The organism is Pseudomonas sp. YeP6b (assembly GCF_025642995.1).
Lineage (GTDB): Bacteria > Pseudomonadota > Gammaproteobacteria > Pseudomonadales > Pseudomonadaceae > Aquipseudomonas.
In genome coordinates, this window is record NZ_CP080090.1 from 3,376,834 (window position 1) to 3,390,857 (window position 14,024).

At 56.1% G+C, this 14,024-nt stretch carries 11 protein-coding genes and 3 pseudogenes; 3 read left to right on the forward strand and 11 right to left on the reverse strand.

The genetic code is table 11. The annotated features are described in order from the left end of the window. The first annotated feature begins 39 nt into the window (after window positions 1-39). Window positions 40-945, forward strand: a complete 906-nt coding sequence (locus tag KZH41_RS15005) for a DMT family transporter (protein WP_242149336.1) — start codon at window positions 40-42, stop codon at window positions 943-945. Here the strand turns inward: KZH41_RS15005 and KZH41_RS15010 are convergent. The 6 genes and pseudogenes from KZH41_RS15010 to KZH41_RS15035 all read right to left on the reverse strand — a co-directional run bounded on the left by KZH41_RS15010 (window position 923) and on the right by KZH41_RS15035 (window position 7,187). Next, window positions 923-2,902 (reverse strand): peptidase U32 family protein, encoded by a 1,980-nt coding sequence (locus KZH41_RS15010; protein WP_242149339.1) that lies wholly within the window; start codon window positions 2,900-2,902, stop codon window positions 923-925. The two genes, KZH41_RS15005 and KZH41_RS15010, sit on opposite strands and share 23 nt — an antisense overlap. Before the next feature lie 1,367 nt (window positions 2,903-4,269). Beyond that, entirely contained in the window at window positions 4,270-4,650 is a 381-nt protein-coding gene (locus KZH41_RS15015) for a RidA family protein (RefSeq protein WP_094953846.1), read from the reverse strand. 71 nt (window positions 4,651-4,721) lie between these two features. Further along, window positions 4,722-4,880: pseudogene (locus KZH41_RS15020) on the reverse strand (beta-ketoacyl-ACP synthase II); the annotation flags it as partial. 94 nt (window positions 4,881-4,974) lie between these two features. Next, window positions 4,975-6,258, reverse strand: coding sequence for an amidase (locus KZH41_RS15025; RefSeq protein WP_263272731.1), 1,284 nt, complete (start codon window positions 6,256-6,258; stop codon window positions 4,975-4,977). A gap of 136 nt (window positions 6,259-6,394) precedes the next feature. After that, window positions 6,395-6,613: pseudogene (locus KZH41_RS15030) on the reverse strand (amino acid ABC transporter substrate-binding protein); the annotation flags it as partial. A gap of 160 nt (window positions 6,614-6,773) precedes the next feature. Then, window positions 6,774-7,187, reverse strand: a complete 414-nt coding sequence (locus tag KZH41_RS15035) for a VOC family protein (protein ID WP_263272733.1) — start codon at window positions 7,185-7,187, stop codon at window positions 6,774-6,776. 113 nt (window positions 7,188-7,300) lie between these two features. Between KZH41_RS15035 and KZH41_RS15040 the strand changes: the two genes are divergently transcribed. Next, window positions 7,301-8,161: a LysR family transcriptional regulator gene (locus KZH41_RS15040; RefSeq protein ID WP_242149346.1), complete on the forward strand. Its 861-nt coding sequence runs from the start codon at window positions 7,301-7,303 to the stop codon at window positions 8,159-8,161. A gap of 237 nt (window positions 8,162-8,398) precedes the next feature. On the opposite strand, the pseudogene KZH41_RS15045 reads toward KZH41_RS15040, so the two are convergent. The 4 genes and pseudogenes from KZH41_RS15045 to KZH41_RS15060 form a co-directional block, all read right to left on the reverse strand. Further along, window positions 8,399-8,509 (reverse strand): annotated as a pseudogene (locus KZH41_RS15045) (OprD family outer membrane porin); the annotation flags it as partial. A gap of 162 nt (window positions 8,510-8,671) precedes the next feature. After that, complete coding sequence (locus KZH41_RS15050; RefSeq protein ID WP_318654904.1) at window positions 8,672-9,490, reverse strand: terpene synthase family protein; 819 nt, start codon at window positions 9,488-9,490, stop codon at window positions 8,672-8,674. A gap of 12 nt (window positions 9,491-9,502) precedes the next feature. After that, window positions 9,503-9,952 carry a hypothetical protein gene (locus KZH41_RS15055; protein WP_263272734.1) on the reverse strand — a complete coding sequence of 150 codons (450 nt, stop codon included), beginning with the start codon at window positions 9,950-9,952 and terminating at the stop codon, window positions 9,503-9,505. Between the two features lie 551 nt (window positions 9,953-10,503). Further along, the gene (locus tag KZH41_RS15060) at window positions 10,504-11,373 is read right to left on the reverse strand and encodes an isocitrate lyase/PEP mutase family protein (protein ID WP_263272736.1); all 870 of its coding nucleotides are present in this window, start codon (window positions 11,371-11,373) and stop codon (window positions 10,504-10,506) included. 279 nt (window positions 11,374-11,652) lie between these two features. On the opposite strand from KZH41_RS15060, the gene KZH41_RS15065 reads away from it, so the two are divergent. Then, window positions 11,653-12,594 (forward strand): cupin, encoded by a 942-nt coding sequence (locus KZH41_RS15065; RefSeq protein ID WP_242149353.1) that lies wholly within the window; start codon window positions 11,653-11,655, stop codon window positions 12,592-12,594. A gap of 529 nt (window positions 12,595-13,123) precedes the next feature. Here the strand turns inward: KZH41_RS15065 and KZH41_RS15070 are convergent. Then, window positions 13,124-14,023 (reverse strand): LysR family transcriptional regulator, encoded by a 900-nt coding sequence (locus KZH41_RS15070; RefSeq protein ID WP_094953654.1) that lies wholly within the window; start codon window positions 14,021-14,023, stop codon window positions 13,124-13,126. Window position 14,024: the final 1 nt, after the last annotated feature.

Sequence of the window (14,024 nt, forward strand, 5' to 3'; positions counted from 1 at the left end):
AGATTGCCATAATTGAGCCTCACTTGAGGAGCTTCCATCGTGGACACATCTATTCGTCGCGGGTCGTGGGAAATGGTCGCCGCCATGCTGATCTCGGGCACCATTGGTTGGTTTGTGCTGGTGTCGGGTGTGTCGGTGATCGAAGTGGTGTTCTGGCGCTGTGTGATCGGCGCGCTGACGCTGTTGCTGGTGTGTGCGCTGCTGGGCTACCTGCGGCTGGACCTGCTCAGCTGGGCCAAGCTTGGGCTGGCGATGCTCAGTGGCGTGGCCATTGTGGGCAACTGGTTGCTGCTGTTCGAATCCTATTCCCGTGCTTCCATCGCGATCAGTACGGCGGTGTACAACGTGCAGCCGTTCATGTTGGTGGTGCTGGCGGCGGTGTTTCTCGGGGAAAAGATCACGCTGCAAAAACTGGCCTGGTTGAGCGTGGCGTTCCTAGGCATGTTGGCGATTGTCACCGCCCATGGCGAGCAGCAGAGCGGTGGCGGGGATTATCTGGCGGGTATCGCCCTGGCGCTGGGCGCGGCGTTTTTGTATGCGATTGCGGCGCTGATCATCAAGCGCCTGAAGGCAGTGCCGCCGCACTTGATGGCGTTGATTCAAGTGATTACGGGCGCATTGTTGCTGGCGCCGTTAGTGCCTTGGAACAGCTTGCCTGCAGCGCCCCATGCCTGGGCTGCGCTGGTCACGTTGGGCGTGGTGCACACCGGTTTGATGTATGTGTTGTTGTACGGGGCGATCCAGAAACTGCCGACGGCCATTACCGGCGCGCTGTCGTTCATCTACCCGATTGCGGCGATTTTTGTCGACTGGATTGCCTTTGGGCATCGCCTGGGTTGGCTGCAATGGCTGGGGGTTGCGGCGATTCTGCTGGCGGCAGCGGGGTTGCAGCGGGGCTGGTGGTGGCCCCGCTCCCCAAGGGCTAGTGCGTGCCCTGAAAGATGATATTTTCTGGGTCAAAATGGCCCACGCCGCTGCCTGGCTGTGGCAAGCCCAGGATATGCCCCTTGATCTTGCCCACCACGTGCATTTCGCACGGTTTGCAGTCGAACTTCAGGGTCAGTACTTCATCGCCGTGAATCAGCTGCATCGGCGCCACCTTGGTCTTCACGCCGGTCACACCCTTGGCCTGTTTAGGGCACAGGTTGAACGAGAACCGCAGGCAGTGCTTGGTGATCATCACCGGCACTTCGCCGGTTTCTTCGTGGGCTTCGAAGGCCGCGTCGATCAGCTTCACGCCGTGACGGTAATAGAAGTCACGGGCTTTCTGGTTGTAGACGTTGGCGAGGAACGACAAGTGCGCTTCCGGGTACACCGGCGGCGGCGAGGTCTCGGCCTTGCGCCCACCGCGCGGGTGAGCCGCGACCCGCGCAGTGGTCAGCGCTTCGATCACTTCACGGCGCAATGCCTTGAGCTGCGAGTTGGGGATGAAGAACGCTTGCGGCGCGTCCAGCTCGATGTTCGTGGCGTGATACTCGGTGGTGCCGAGTTGGCCAAGCAGATCGCGCAAGGTGTCCAGCGCCTGTTCCGGCTTGTTGGCCACACCGAACGGGCCGGGCAGGGTGACGCTGGCGCTGATCCCTTCTTCGCTGATCGCGGTTACCACCAACTGATCTTCACGCAGGCGTGCCACCCAGGCCAGGCCGATACGGCGTTCGGCCGAGGTCTTGAGCAGGGCCTGTTGCCAGTTATGGTCCAGGTTGCGATTCAGCGGATGGTTCGGGCGCAGTTGATGCAGGCCGGCCGGCATCTCGTTCGGTTCGACGCGGTAGCGGTAACGCTTCTCGCCGTCTTCTTCGAACTCGCCTTTGGGTTCTGCAATGTTGGCGCGGAAACCCACCACTTCGCGTTTGACCAGCACATTGAGGCCGTCGCCGTTGGACAGCGGCTCATGAGTGACGACCTGCAAGTCGCGCTTGCCAGCTTTTTCCACCACACCCACCGGCAGGCCGGTGAAGGTTGGCGTGTCGAACGCGCCGATGTCGATCTTGCGGTCGCTGACAAAGTAGTCGGTGCTACCACGGTGGAAGGTTTTTTCCGGGTCGGGCAGGAAGAAATGCGCGGTACGGCCGCTCGAAGCGCGGGCCAGGTCCGGGCGGTCTTCGAGCACGTCGTCGAGGCGCTGGCGGTAATAGGCGGTGATGTTCTTCACATAGCCCATGTCCTTGTAGCGGCCTTCGATCTTGAACGAGCGCACACCGGCTTCGACCAGCGCGCGAATGTTGGCGCTCTGGTTGTTGTCTTTCATCGACAGCAGGTGTTTTTCAAAGGCCACGACGCGGCCTTGATCATCTTTCAAGGTGTACGGCAGGCGGCAGGCCTGGGAGCAGTCGCCACGGTTGGCGCTGCGGCCATTCTGCGCGTGGGAGATATTGCACTGCCCGGAGAACGCCACGCACAGGGCACCGTGGATAAAGAACTCGATGGCGGCATCGGTTTCATCAGCGATGGCGCGGATTTCTTGCAGGTTCAGCTCACGGGCCAAGACCAACTGCGAGAAACCGGCCTGGTCGAGAAACTTGGCACGGCCCAGGGTACGGATATCGGTCTGGGTACTGGCGTGCAGCTCGATCGGCGGAATATCCAGCTCCATCACGCCCAGGTCTTGCACGATCAACGCATCGACACCGGCGTCGTACAGCTGATGAATCAGCTTGCGTGCAGGTTCCAGCTCGTTGTCATGCAGGATGGTGTTGATGGTGGTGAACACACGGGCGTGGTAACGATGGGCGAATTCGACCAGTTGAGCGATATCGCTCACCTCGTTACACGCATTGTGGCGGGCGCCGAAGCTCGGGCCGCCGATGTAGATGGCGTCGGCGCCATGCAAGATAGCCTCGCGCGCGATGGCGACATCGCGGGCAGGGCTGAGCAATTCCAGGTGATGCTTGGGCAAGGACATAGTTTTTTTAGTCAGGCTTGTCACGGTCGAGGCGTGCATTGTAGCTCTGAAATGCCTGACCGGCATCTACCACAGGGCTATCAGGCCGAATGCGCGAAGGCGACGCCGATACAGTGTGGGAGCTGGCTTGTCGAATCGCCGCACTGCTGCGATGCAGGCACCTCGGTACGTCAGGGATAGCCGGTTGATGCTATCGCAGCATAGGTATCTGCACATCTTTTTATGGGCTGAATTCTTTGGTTGTCGCGGGGGGCGCTGGGTACATATCCGTTATTTGGGTAACGGCTGCTATGGGTTCCGCCCTTACGGCGGGTCACTTTTGGAAAAGAGCCCCAAAAGTAACCAAAGGGCTCTTGCCCCACCACTCGGCACTCGCGCCTAGGCTCGGTGTGCCCTCACTCCGGCTTTGGACCGTGGGCCGCCGCCATGGGCCATCCTTGGCCCATCGCGGCTAAACCGGCGTCCTGCCGGTTTACCCCGCTCAAAGCCTGCGTTCGGCCAGCGTGGTTTAACGGGGCGCCTCAGATCAAAAAGCAGATCAAGATCAAAAGCAAGAGCACGGCGGCCTAGTAGCCGACCTGAGTGGTTAAATCAAAAGCAAAGCCAAGGCGGCCTGCTAGCCGACCTGATCTTGATGGCTGAACTCAATCTAATGTGGGAGCTGGCTTGCCTGCGATGGCATCAACTCGGTGTACTTGATGGACCGAGGTGCCTGCATCGCAGGCAAGCCAGCTCCCACAGAAAAGCAGAGCACTGCAGTGCTGGCAGCCAAACTCGGTCAAAATTGTGGGAGCGGGCTTGCTCGCGAAGGCGGTGGGTCAGCCAGCTCATGTGTAACTGACCCACCGCCGCGAGCAAGCCCGCTCCCACATTGGGATCTCAGTAAATCAGGCAGAGAGTGTACTGCCGTGCTTTTGCTTTTGATCTTGCTTTTGATCTTGATCTTAGGCACCCCGTTAAACCACGATGGCCGAACGCAGGCTTGAATCCGTGGGTAACCCGGCAGGACGCCGGGTTAGCCGCGATGGGCCAAGGATGGCCCATGGCGGCGGCCCACGGATTCAAGCCGGAGTGAGGGCATGCCGAGCCTAGGCGAGGCACCGAGTGGTGGGGCAAGAGCCCTTTGGTTACTTTTGGGGCTCTTTTCCAAAGTGACCCGCCGTAAGGGCGGAACCAATAGCCGCCGTTACCGCAGCAACGGATATGTACTCAATCCACCTAACCCCTCACAGGCTAAGCTCAACTTAAAGAGTTGCGTAAATACCTATGCTGCGATGACTGATACATCGGTCAAAGCAGTATCGACTGACAGCCCGCCATAGCAGGCAAGCCAGCTCCCACATTTGATCTGTATTGCTGGTGAACACTCAGGCCTTGGCCGCCATCGCAGTGACTTCTACACGCATGCCTTCCACGGCCAGTGCAGCCACACCCAAGGCCGCACGAACCGGCCACGGTTTGGCGAAAAAGCGCTTGTAGACCTCGTTGAACGCGGCACGGTCAGCCATGTCGGTGAGGTAGATGGTCAGATGCATAACCCGGTCCATGGAACTGCCGGCTTTCTCCAGCGCGACTTTCAGCGCTTGCAGGGTGCATTCGCTTTGCACGGTGATGTCGCCCAGTTCCAGGCTGCCATCGGCGCGGGTAGGGATCTGGGTGGAGACCAGGATGCCGTTGAAGCCGACGACGTCGGAAGAAATCGAGTCGGCATCCGGATCGGGGGTGTAAGACAGGTCGTGGTTGGCCATGGGCGCCTCTGGTTAGCTGTAACAGAAAGGCGCCATGGTCCCCGAAAACTAAGGCAGGGGCAAACCTTGGGTTACACCCAACGGCGCAACAGCACGCCGGCATTCACGCCACCAAAGCCGAAGCCATTGGACGGAGCGTATTCCATCGGCATGGGCCGCGCTTCGCCGCGCACCCTGTCCAGGCCGTCGGCGAGGGCATCCGGGTTTTCCAGGTTGAGCGTCACCGGGGCGCAAGTACGGTGAAGATCGCTTTTACATTCACCCATCTGCTGGGCATCACGCTAATGCCGCGCATCCGCAACTGGCGCAACCTGCCTCAACCTATTAGCGGGTCGACCTCAGCACTGCATCAACCTGCTCAGCCGCGTGTAGCAGAGTGCTGTCGTTTCTAAATCCTCCGATCATTTGAAGCCCTGCGGGAAGCGCCCCGGTTTTCCGAGCGAAAGGGATATTGACTTGCGGCAATCCAAATGCCATCCAAAACTTGATGAAGTCGGAAGGTCCCGTGGCTTCGAGGCCCAACGGAGCGACGATGCCACAGCTCGCACCTAAGACTGCGTCAAAAGGCTTGAATATCTCTTCCAAAACGGGGGCCAACTTGGCTAAACGCCTTTTTGCCGCTGACTCTTGCTCCCAGGTTGTCAGACTAGCGCGCTCGAACATGGCTAGCAGTTCAATGCTCAGTTTGTCCGGATGCATTTGCAGTTCCGGGGAGAGTGATCGGGCTCCCTCGCAATCGTTTATCAGCAGATGGTCATCAAATACAGCGGAAAATTCCTCGGGCAGCAGTACCTCGCTTACTTGATGCCCTGCCGATCGCAGATCTTCTACAGCGGCCTCCAGTGATTTGGCTACGTCCTTGTCCACCTGATCCCAACGGGCCGTACGACAAAAGCCGAACGACCGTAAATGGCTTTCATGAGTGCGCTCCGGAAAACCAGGAATCAAGACTTGAGCCATCAGATCCAGGTCACGAACGGAGCGGCCATACCAACCCACGGTGTCGAAACTTGGCGCTAATGGTTTGATCCCCTCAAGAGAAACCAACCCATACGAAGGCTTGAAGGCATAAAGCCCACAATAGGATGCGGGTTTTATCAATGATCCGGCCGTCTGCGTCCCCAAAGCGACCGGGAAAAAACCAGCCGCCATCCCCGCTGCCGATCCGGCACTGGAACTTCCAGGGGTCCTGTCAAGATCATGTGGATTGTGGGTAGGGCCGGTATGCATGTAAGCAAATTCGGTGGTGTGGGTCTTGCCCATAATGACTGCTCCGGCCTGGCGCAGAAGTGAGACGACATGCGCGTCACGCGATGGACAGTTGTCATCATAGATAGAAGAGTAAAAACGGGTGGGATGATCCACGGTGTCATAGTTATCCTTGATCCCCACTGGAACGCCTGCCAGGAGACCTTTCTCTCTAGTCGTTGTTAATTGACCCGCTTGAGTGCGCACCCCGTCGGGGTCGAAAGAAACGAAAGCGTTTATGCTCGGCTCGCGCGACTCGACACGTTCAAGAAAATGGTCAGCTACCGTCTCTGCGATCACGACATCGGAACGTACCCATTCCGCAATGGCAGTGGCATCAGAATTACTAAAATTGTGCATATCGTTCCTTTGGGGCACTGATAACCCGACGGCTGATTAAATGGCTGTCTTACAACCAACTGATTGAGTTTCGCGTTACATCTCCAATGGGTGTTCGCCGAGTAGCACCCAACAGAACCCGCCTATGTATTCAGCTAACTGCTGCGGCTACGGCACGACAGACGTCGGCGTCTATACCAACAATCTTGCCCGTAGAATCCGGAACGGAGAAACCTGGCAACCCATCGGAGACGCCGCATTGAATGAAACCTTTCTTCTGAATGGCGTCCAGCGTGGAACCTGCGAGAGCTGCACTGCTGACGCCAATCATGGACGCTGCAGTTAGTGCAACCCAAGTGAGTTTGAAAACATTCATTCCAATACCTCAAGTTTGTAGAGCGTTATTGTTTTTATCAGACGCTTGAGTGTTGTCGAATGCGCGCAAGCGCTCGACGAATTAATCGTGTGAATGCATCTGAACTTCAGCCACCTCTTTAAGGTTGACCGTTACGGGTATTGCGCTGTCAGGAACACGTTCAAGTTGCGTAAACTGATTCCAAATCAGCGAATCCTTTTATCTCGATAGGATTCCCGGCAGGGTCGAGGAAGAACATTGTTGCCTGTTCACCGGGCTCTCTTGGGAAACGGATGTTAGGTGAGAGAACAAAGTTCACGTCGCCCTCGATCAGGCGGTCTTTTAAAGCACTCCAATCTGACATTTTCAATATCACGCCAAAATGGGGCATCGGCACTCTATGGTCGCCTACCTTTCCTGTATTACTCACAGAGAATGGTTCGCCCAAGTGCAACGATAATTGATGCCCGAAAAAATTGATGTCTACCCATGTTTCGGTGCTACGACCTTCTTCACAACCCAGCAAATCGCAGTAGAACTGGCGGGAAAGCTCCAAGTCGCGGACGTGATACGCAAAATGAAAAATCGACTGCATCGGTTGCTCCTAAAAATCACCGAAAGGTGTAAATGACTGGACCGGCCGAAGCTTGTGCTGGTTTTATGAAAAGAGATAGCATGTAATTTTTACTTCCATCAAAAGAATTTCTTATGGATACGCGTTATCTGAAAAGCCTCGTCACTGTCGTGGAATGCGGTTCCATCGCTCATGCCGCGCGCGTCGAAGGGCTGACGGCAGCAGCGGTGAGTCAGCGAATTCTCGCACTCGAACGGCAACTCGGCTTTGAACTACTGTCTCGCGTCGGACACGCAGCCAAGCCGAGTGAAGCCTGTCTTGGTCTATTGGCCAGAGCTAAACGCATCGTTCGCGAGGTAGCGCTACTGGCGGGAGACGCCGACGTGGAGGGGCTTACGGGACAGTTGAGAATAGGCGCAATTTCGACCGTTCTGACCGGCTTGCTACCCGGAGCATTGCGGGCCCTGACTGAGTTAGCGCCAGGCCTCAAGCCGGTCATCGTGCCGGGAACATCGCGTTCGTTGTATCAAGCACTTCTCTCAGGCGAACTGGACGCTGCCATATTGGTAGCTCCGCCCTTTGAATTGCCAAAAGCTTTGCATAGGGTGCCACTACGAAAGGAACCGCTGGTTTTCCTATCGAAGGAAAAGTCCTCGGACAGTATCCTTACTCAACTGCAAACCCACTCATACATTCGGTACGATCCAGATTCGTGGGGCGGACGACATGCTGAGCGTTACTTGGCTGACAATGGCTTGATGCCGACGCCCCTGGTGGATCTGGACGCATTAGAGACAATTGCCATGCTGGTAACCGAAGGTCTTGGCGTCAGCCTTGTGCCGTACTGGTCCGGCTTTGAACAGTGGGGCCATAAGTGCGCTGTGGACCGGGTAGGCATTGATCGGTATGACAGAGAGATTGTGCTGATCAGCCATGTTCAGACTGATCGGCCAAACATGTTAAGTGTTTTGTACAAAGTACTTTCAACAGACTAAAACTCATTATTGATCATGTTTTTTATTGAATAGCTGTTTGCGCATCATCCAAAGATTCGACAGGGCTCAGCAAGGTCCGCGGCACAGTATTTTTCGCCAATTCCATGAGGTTTCTTGAGTTCTAGCGGTTGATCAGTGTTATCGCTGGTCGGCTCTTCCAGGTTTATGCTGTATCGGTTGCTTTATAAGTAGGTGCAGCACTTTCAGCTAGCGTGCTTTCGCGGCGATGGCACCGCCTCGGGTGTCATTGATGTCGGCGCCGTTGACGTAGCGGGTCATGAAGCTCAAGCCGGGCATGCCGAAGCTGGCCATGTTGAGGTCATAACGCACGCCCCTGAACTGTTCGCCGCAGGCTCTACGGCGGATTTTTTCAGCGCTGAGCATCGGCAGCTCAAGCGGCTGGAAGGCAATAGCGCTGATGTTCGCCTCGTTGCGCGGTAGGCTCAAGATGAGGTTGGTGGCGGTGAGACGCAAAAATGCTTTGCTACTCCACGGCTGATTAAACGCCGCTTATAAAATAATATGGCAGTCCAAGGGTGGGACGTTATACCTGTTAATCAGCGTCATCCATTGCCACTGGGCAATCATCCAGCATCTTCCATAGGCGATGTACGTTGGCAGGCTGTCATCGTCAGGCCAGATTAACAATAGCCTTTTCGCAATTTCATTATAATCAACGACAAAGTTGTTTAAGTGACGGATCGCCTCATTAACGTGCTGCTGGGGGGTGCCGTGATCTCGATACAATAAGGCGAAATTTTCTGTTTCTCCATTTATCAGCTCTTTCTTCAAGGACACGACATCATTGACAAATGACGTGTACAGGCTTAGATGATGGTTTAAGTATAAAAACAGAGGGTTTTCTCGAATGTCAGTTGGCAGTGAAAAGCCCCGCAGCAGGCATATCAATTCAAAGTTGGGTACTATTCCAATTGTCATGCTGCGTTTGAAGAAATAGGCCCTCGTAGCAAACCCTGAATCTGTGTTGCCAAGCTCGATGTCACCTGCAGTAGTGTCCGCAGTCCCCCACACGACGCTGCGCATGTACACGACCCAGGAGTCAATGAAATGGTTCGCATCGCCCAAGGGCGCTGTGGCGTTTATTATTTCTTGCCTGTAGTCCAATAATGCATGGCACAGCGGTATAAAATAGGGGTAGCACGTATGATCTATGGTGACGTCTTCAACAGTTAAAATACTGCCTTTCATAATATTGCAAAATACTTCCGTGCATTCATAATTTTTTTTGATGGTGATCAGCTGCCCGTCATTGAAGTGGGCGAAGTTATCCATGATGTCATCGAATAGAAAAATGACAAACCAAAAAATAAGCTGGACTCGTTAGCGTTCAAGCGGAATGTCCGGAGCGCAAATAATACTGATTAGAGCATAATCGATAGCCGTGGCTTTGCTGAATATTGAATCGCTGGTGTTGAACCCCCACGCCGTCATCCAGGCGTAACATTTTTCCTGATACGCTTGGATTGTTTCCGTGCTTGCCGGTTCACGTTGCTGTATCAGTGCCTTCAAAGAAAGTGGGGTGATAATGCGCCCTGCAATCGTTACATGTTCACCCGAGGGCGAGGTGCATTCGCCAAAATCGAAGCTTAGTTCAAATTTATTTGTGCTGTAGGCCTCCCAACGCTCATTTAAATGATGGCCATTGCTGTCATAAAAGCGAAAGTCATACATCGAAAAGTAGACGCCTTGCAGTAATTCTGATGGTTGTCCTGGTCTGTTTTCATAGACGTTTCCAAACGGGGCCATCTTCTTATTGAGGTTGACTGTCATGTCTGCCACTCGCCGTTGTTCTCATGTAGGTAATGTTTCAAGGCTTTGAATATTTATGTCGAGCAGGTCAATGCTTTTTTAATTTGACCAGATGCAGTAAGCCCTCGATGTAACCATACATGCCAGGGCGCAGTGCTGTGCCCATGCCGTACTTCACCCAGACAGCGGGGGCACCCACGTGGTTGCCAGCTACTACATTTGGCAGCTCGCTTAGTTGTGGTTAAGCGAGGGGGAGAGGGGACGTTATGGTTTCGGGAGTATTGGTCCGTTCAAGAGCGAGTGCCAGTATTTGGCGAAAATAAATAGCAATAACGCCTAGGCTTAAAGAGTATATCGAAGGCAGGGGCGAGCCCGTCGCCTGGACGTCCAGCTGTACGCGAGGACGGTGGCCGAATGCAGGAAGTTATTGATGATCAGCGGGCGTATGGAATTCAGCTCGACGCGGCAGATGCAATGGCATGTTGTCGCCAATCACCTGGATCGAGATCATCACCCTGAGGGGAAAAGGAGGTGGAGAGTCTGGCGACTCTCCTACAGTTTGGGGCAGGGTTTTATTCTTTCACATCCATGAACTCTTTCGCCCACGCTACATAGCTTTCCGGCAGCGTGTAGGTATGCGTCAGTTCAGTCGCGCTGAGGTTCGAGGTGCTGCTGGTCAACTTGCGTTGCGCACGCAGGCTGTCGTAAGTCGCCTTGATCGACGCAAAGTAGGCGCCATGCCCGGCTACCACAATGCGCACACCCAACGCGGCCAGGCGTTCGCTGTCATTGAGCTGCGGGTTGCCGTAGGTCACCAGCATCAACGGCACCTTGAGGTTTTCTGCGATCTTTTCAAGGTGGTCGAAGTCTTTGACGCCGACCATGCAAATGCCGTCGGCGCCGGCTTTTTCATAGGCTTTGGTGCGGGCGATGACGTCTTCGGTCGGCAGCACGCCGGCGTTGGTGCGCGCGACGATCGACAGTTGCGGGTCGACCCGCGCCTCGAGGGCGGCCTTGACCTTACCGATGCCTTCCTCGACCGAAATCAGGTCGGTGGATTTACGCCCGAATTGCGCGGGCAACAGCGTATCTTCAATCGTCAGTGCCGCCACGCCGGCGCGCTCAAGCTCTTCGACGGTACGCATCACGTTCAGGGCATTGCCGTAGCCGTGGTCGGCGTCGGCGATGACAGGCAGTTGGGCCACACGGCCGATGCGGGTGGCCTGTTCGACGAACTCACTCAGCGTGATCAACGCAAAATCGGGTGCCGCGAGGACCTGCAACGATGCGACCGAACCGCCGAGAATACCGACTTCAAAACCCAGGTCGGCGGCGATACGCGCGGACATGGGGTCGAAGACGGAAGCGGTTTCAACGCAGATTTGTTTGGCAAGCAGTTCACGGAAGTTGCGGCGCAGTGCTGAGTGAGAAATCTTTGGCATGTTCTTTCCTGGCTCTGGTCATCGTCAAGTGACGATCAATGTCTATTCATGGTGACGCCAGATTACCACGCACACGAACGGGGGATTATGACGTTTGAGTATGAGGCAGGCGCCGAGGACAGGGTTCATCGGTTCACGCTTAGGCGATGGACGCGCCTGCTGCACCGTCAAAGGGCATAGCTGCCCCATCCTGCACAACTGCTGTGCCACCTGAGTGCTTAATCCCTGTGGGCGCAATGCCTATAGTGGGTTCAAACCAGCCGAAGACTGAGGTGAACCATGAACAGCGAATTCAAGCCTGACCTGACCCCTGATGTGCCGAGCACACAAGTGGACGCCGAATACTTTGAATACAGCAAGGCCGCCAACCCGATCAGTGCCAATCTGATTACGCGTATTCCTTACCACAGCTTTCCGGCCTCGCTGTATGACAGCGGCCCGTCGCGAGTCGTGGCGCTTGACCTCAGCGATGCGCTGGGCTGCGAGGGCCCGGCGACCGGGCCAGGGCTGTGCGCCAACTTTATTCGGCTGAACGCCGGTGAGTCTCTGGAGCTGCACCCGAATGCGACTTCGCAAGTGTTTTATGTGATCGCGGGGGAGGGCAACGTTGTGCAGGGCGAGCATGAAATTGCCTGGTCTACCGGCTGCTTTATCGCGCTGCCTGGTTTGCTGCAAGCGCGCTTCAGCGCCTTGCAGGATGCGCGTCTGTACTACGTGCACGATGAGCCGTTGTTGCGCTACCTGGGCGTGACGGGCAGCACCGACCGCTTTGTGCCGACCTTGTATCCTGCCGCTCTGGCCAACTTGAAATTGCGTGAAGCGGCGGATGATCCGCGTGCTCAGGACCGCAGCCGTATCAGCATTCTGCTGGGGAATCGCAACTTTCCACAGACCCGAACCGTGACCCATGTGTTGTGGGCCATGTACGGCATTCTGCCGGCCGGCTCGATTCAGAAGCCACACCGGCACCAGTCGATTGCACTGGATTTCATTATCGACTGTCCCACGGGCTGCTACTCGCTGGTAGGCACTGAACTGGATGCCGACGGGCAGATTCGCAACCCGGTACGTGTTGATTGGTCGCCGGGGTTGGCGTTTGTGACGCCGCCGGGGTACTGGCACGCTCACTTCAATGAGTCTGATACTGAAGCATTTCTGATTCCTATCCAGGATGCTGGGTTGCAGACTTACTTGCGCGCGTTGGATATTCGCTTTGGTTGATGGGGGGGGCGTTTCTTTGGGGCGATATGGGTGCATATCCGTTGCTGCGGTAACGGCTTCGTAGGGTTCCGCCCTTACGGCGGGTCACTTTTGAAAGAGCCCAAAAGTAACCAAAAGGCTCTTGCCCCACCACTCGGCACCTCGCTTAGGCTCGGTGTGCCCTCACGCAGGCTTTGGAGCGTGGGCCGCCGCCATGGGCCATCCTTGGCCCATCGCGGCTAAACCGGCGTCCTGCCGGTTTACCCACGCTCCAAAGCCTGCGTTCGGCCAGCGTGGTTTAACGGGGCGCCTAAGATCAAGATCAAAAGCAAGAGCACGGCGGCCTAGTAGCCGACCTGAGTGGTAGAAGCAAAAGCAGGGCAAAAGTACGGCAGTACACTCTCGGCCTGATGTACTGAGATCCCAATGTGGGAGCTGGCTTGCCTGCGATGCAGACACCTCGGTCTAGCAGTGACGATCGTTCCCACGCTCTGCGTGGGAATGCCGCCCTGGACGCTCCGCGTCCCGCTAGACCCGCAGACGGACAGATCTACCGTTGCCAATAAGGTGTTTCGCCCAACTGCTCAACGATGAAGTCGATAAAGCACCTGACCTTAGACGACACGATTCGCTTGGGCGGATAGACAAACCACACAGAAAATTCCTGCTCAGCACCGAGGATGTTCCATTGTGGCAGCCACACCTGTAGGGCTCCCGCTTCAATACTGGTAGCCACCAACCAGTCAGGCAGTAGGGCAAAACCCAGACCTTGGCGCACCGCGATCAGTTGCGCATCGAGGTCGTTGATACGGATACAGTCGTTATGTACCAGCGGCACTACTTCATCGGAGGAGGCAAACGCAAAATCATGCTTACTCAGTATGGCGGGCAGGCGGGCCAGCTCTGCCGGCATTGACGGGGCAGGGTGCGCAGTGCAAAAGGTCGGACTTGCCACCAACAGGTACTTGCCAGCGCAGATCTTGCGCGCTTTGAGCGTGGAATCAGCCAGCGCGCCAATCCGGATGGCCAAATCCACGCCCGAATGAATCAGGTTGACCTGCGCCTCCTCCAACATCAGCTCTACCTTGATCTGCGGGTAGCGAGTCAGAAACGCCTTCAACACGGGAAGGATATGGTGACGGGCAAACGCTGGCGGCAAGTTGAGCTTGAGCACCCCGCGCGGTTGCTGGTTCAGCGCCGACGTCGCCGCCTTCGCCTGTTCGAGCTCATCCAGCACCCTGTGCGCGTGCATCAAAAACGTCTGGCCGCCTTCGGTCAGGTGCAGCGTGCGTGTCGAGCGGTTGAACAAGGCGATGCCCAGGTCCTGTTCAAGGTCCTTCACGTAGCGGGAAACGGTTGAAGCCTTGATGCCGAGCCGCTCGGCTGCACGCGAGAAGTTGTTGCCTTCGGCGGCTTCGACAAAGGCGGTTAGCGCGGTGAAATAATCCAAA

What these genes read in the sequence shown, in the direction of transcription:
- KZH41_RS15010 (WP_242149339.1), bottom strand. Translation starts at nt 2,902, where the DNA reads ATGTCCTTGCCCAAGCATCACCTGGAATTGCTCAGCCCTGCCCGCGAT.
- KZH41_RS15015 (WP_094953846.1), bottom strand. Translation starts at nt 4,650, where the DNA reads ATGGCCAACCACGACCTGTCTTACACCCCCGATCCGGATGCCGACTCG.
- KZH41_RS15025 (WP_263272731.1), bottom strand. Translation starts at nt 6,258, where the DNA reads ATGCACAATTTTAGTAATTCTGATGCCACTGCCATTGCGGAATGGGTA.
- KZH41_RS15035 (WP_263272733.1), bottom strand. Translation starts at nt 7,187, where the DNA reads ATGCAGTCGATTTTTCATTTTGCGTATCACGTCCGCGACTTGGAGCTT.
- KZH41_RS15040 (WP_242149346.1), top strand. Translation starts at nt 7,301, where the DNA reads ATGGATACGCGTTATCTGAAAAGCCTCGTCACTGTCGTGGAATGCGGT.
- KZH41_RS15055 (WP_263272734.1), bottom strand. Translation starts at nt 9,952, where the DNA reads ATGACAGTCAACCTCAATAAGAAGATGGCCCCGTTTGGAAACGTCTAT.
- KZH41_RS15060 (WP_263272736.1), bottom strand. Translation starts at nt 11,373, where the DNA reads ATGCCAAAGATTTCTCACTCAGCACTGCGCCGCAACTTCCGTGAACTG.
- KZH41_RS15065 (WP_242149353.1), top strand. Translation starts at nt 11,653, where the DNA reads ATGAACAGCGAATTCAAGCCTGACCTGACCCCTGATGTGCCGAGCACA.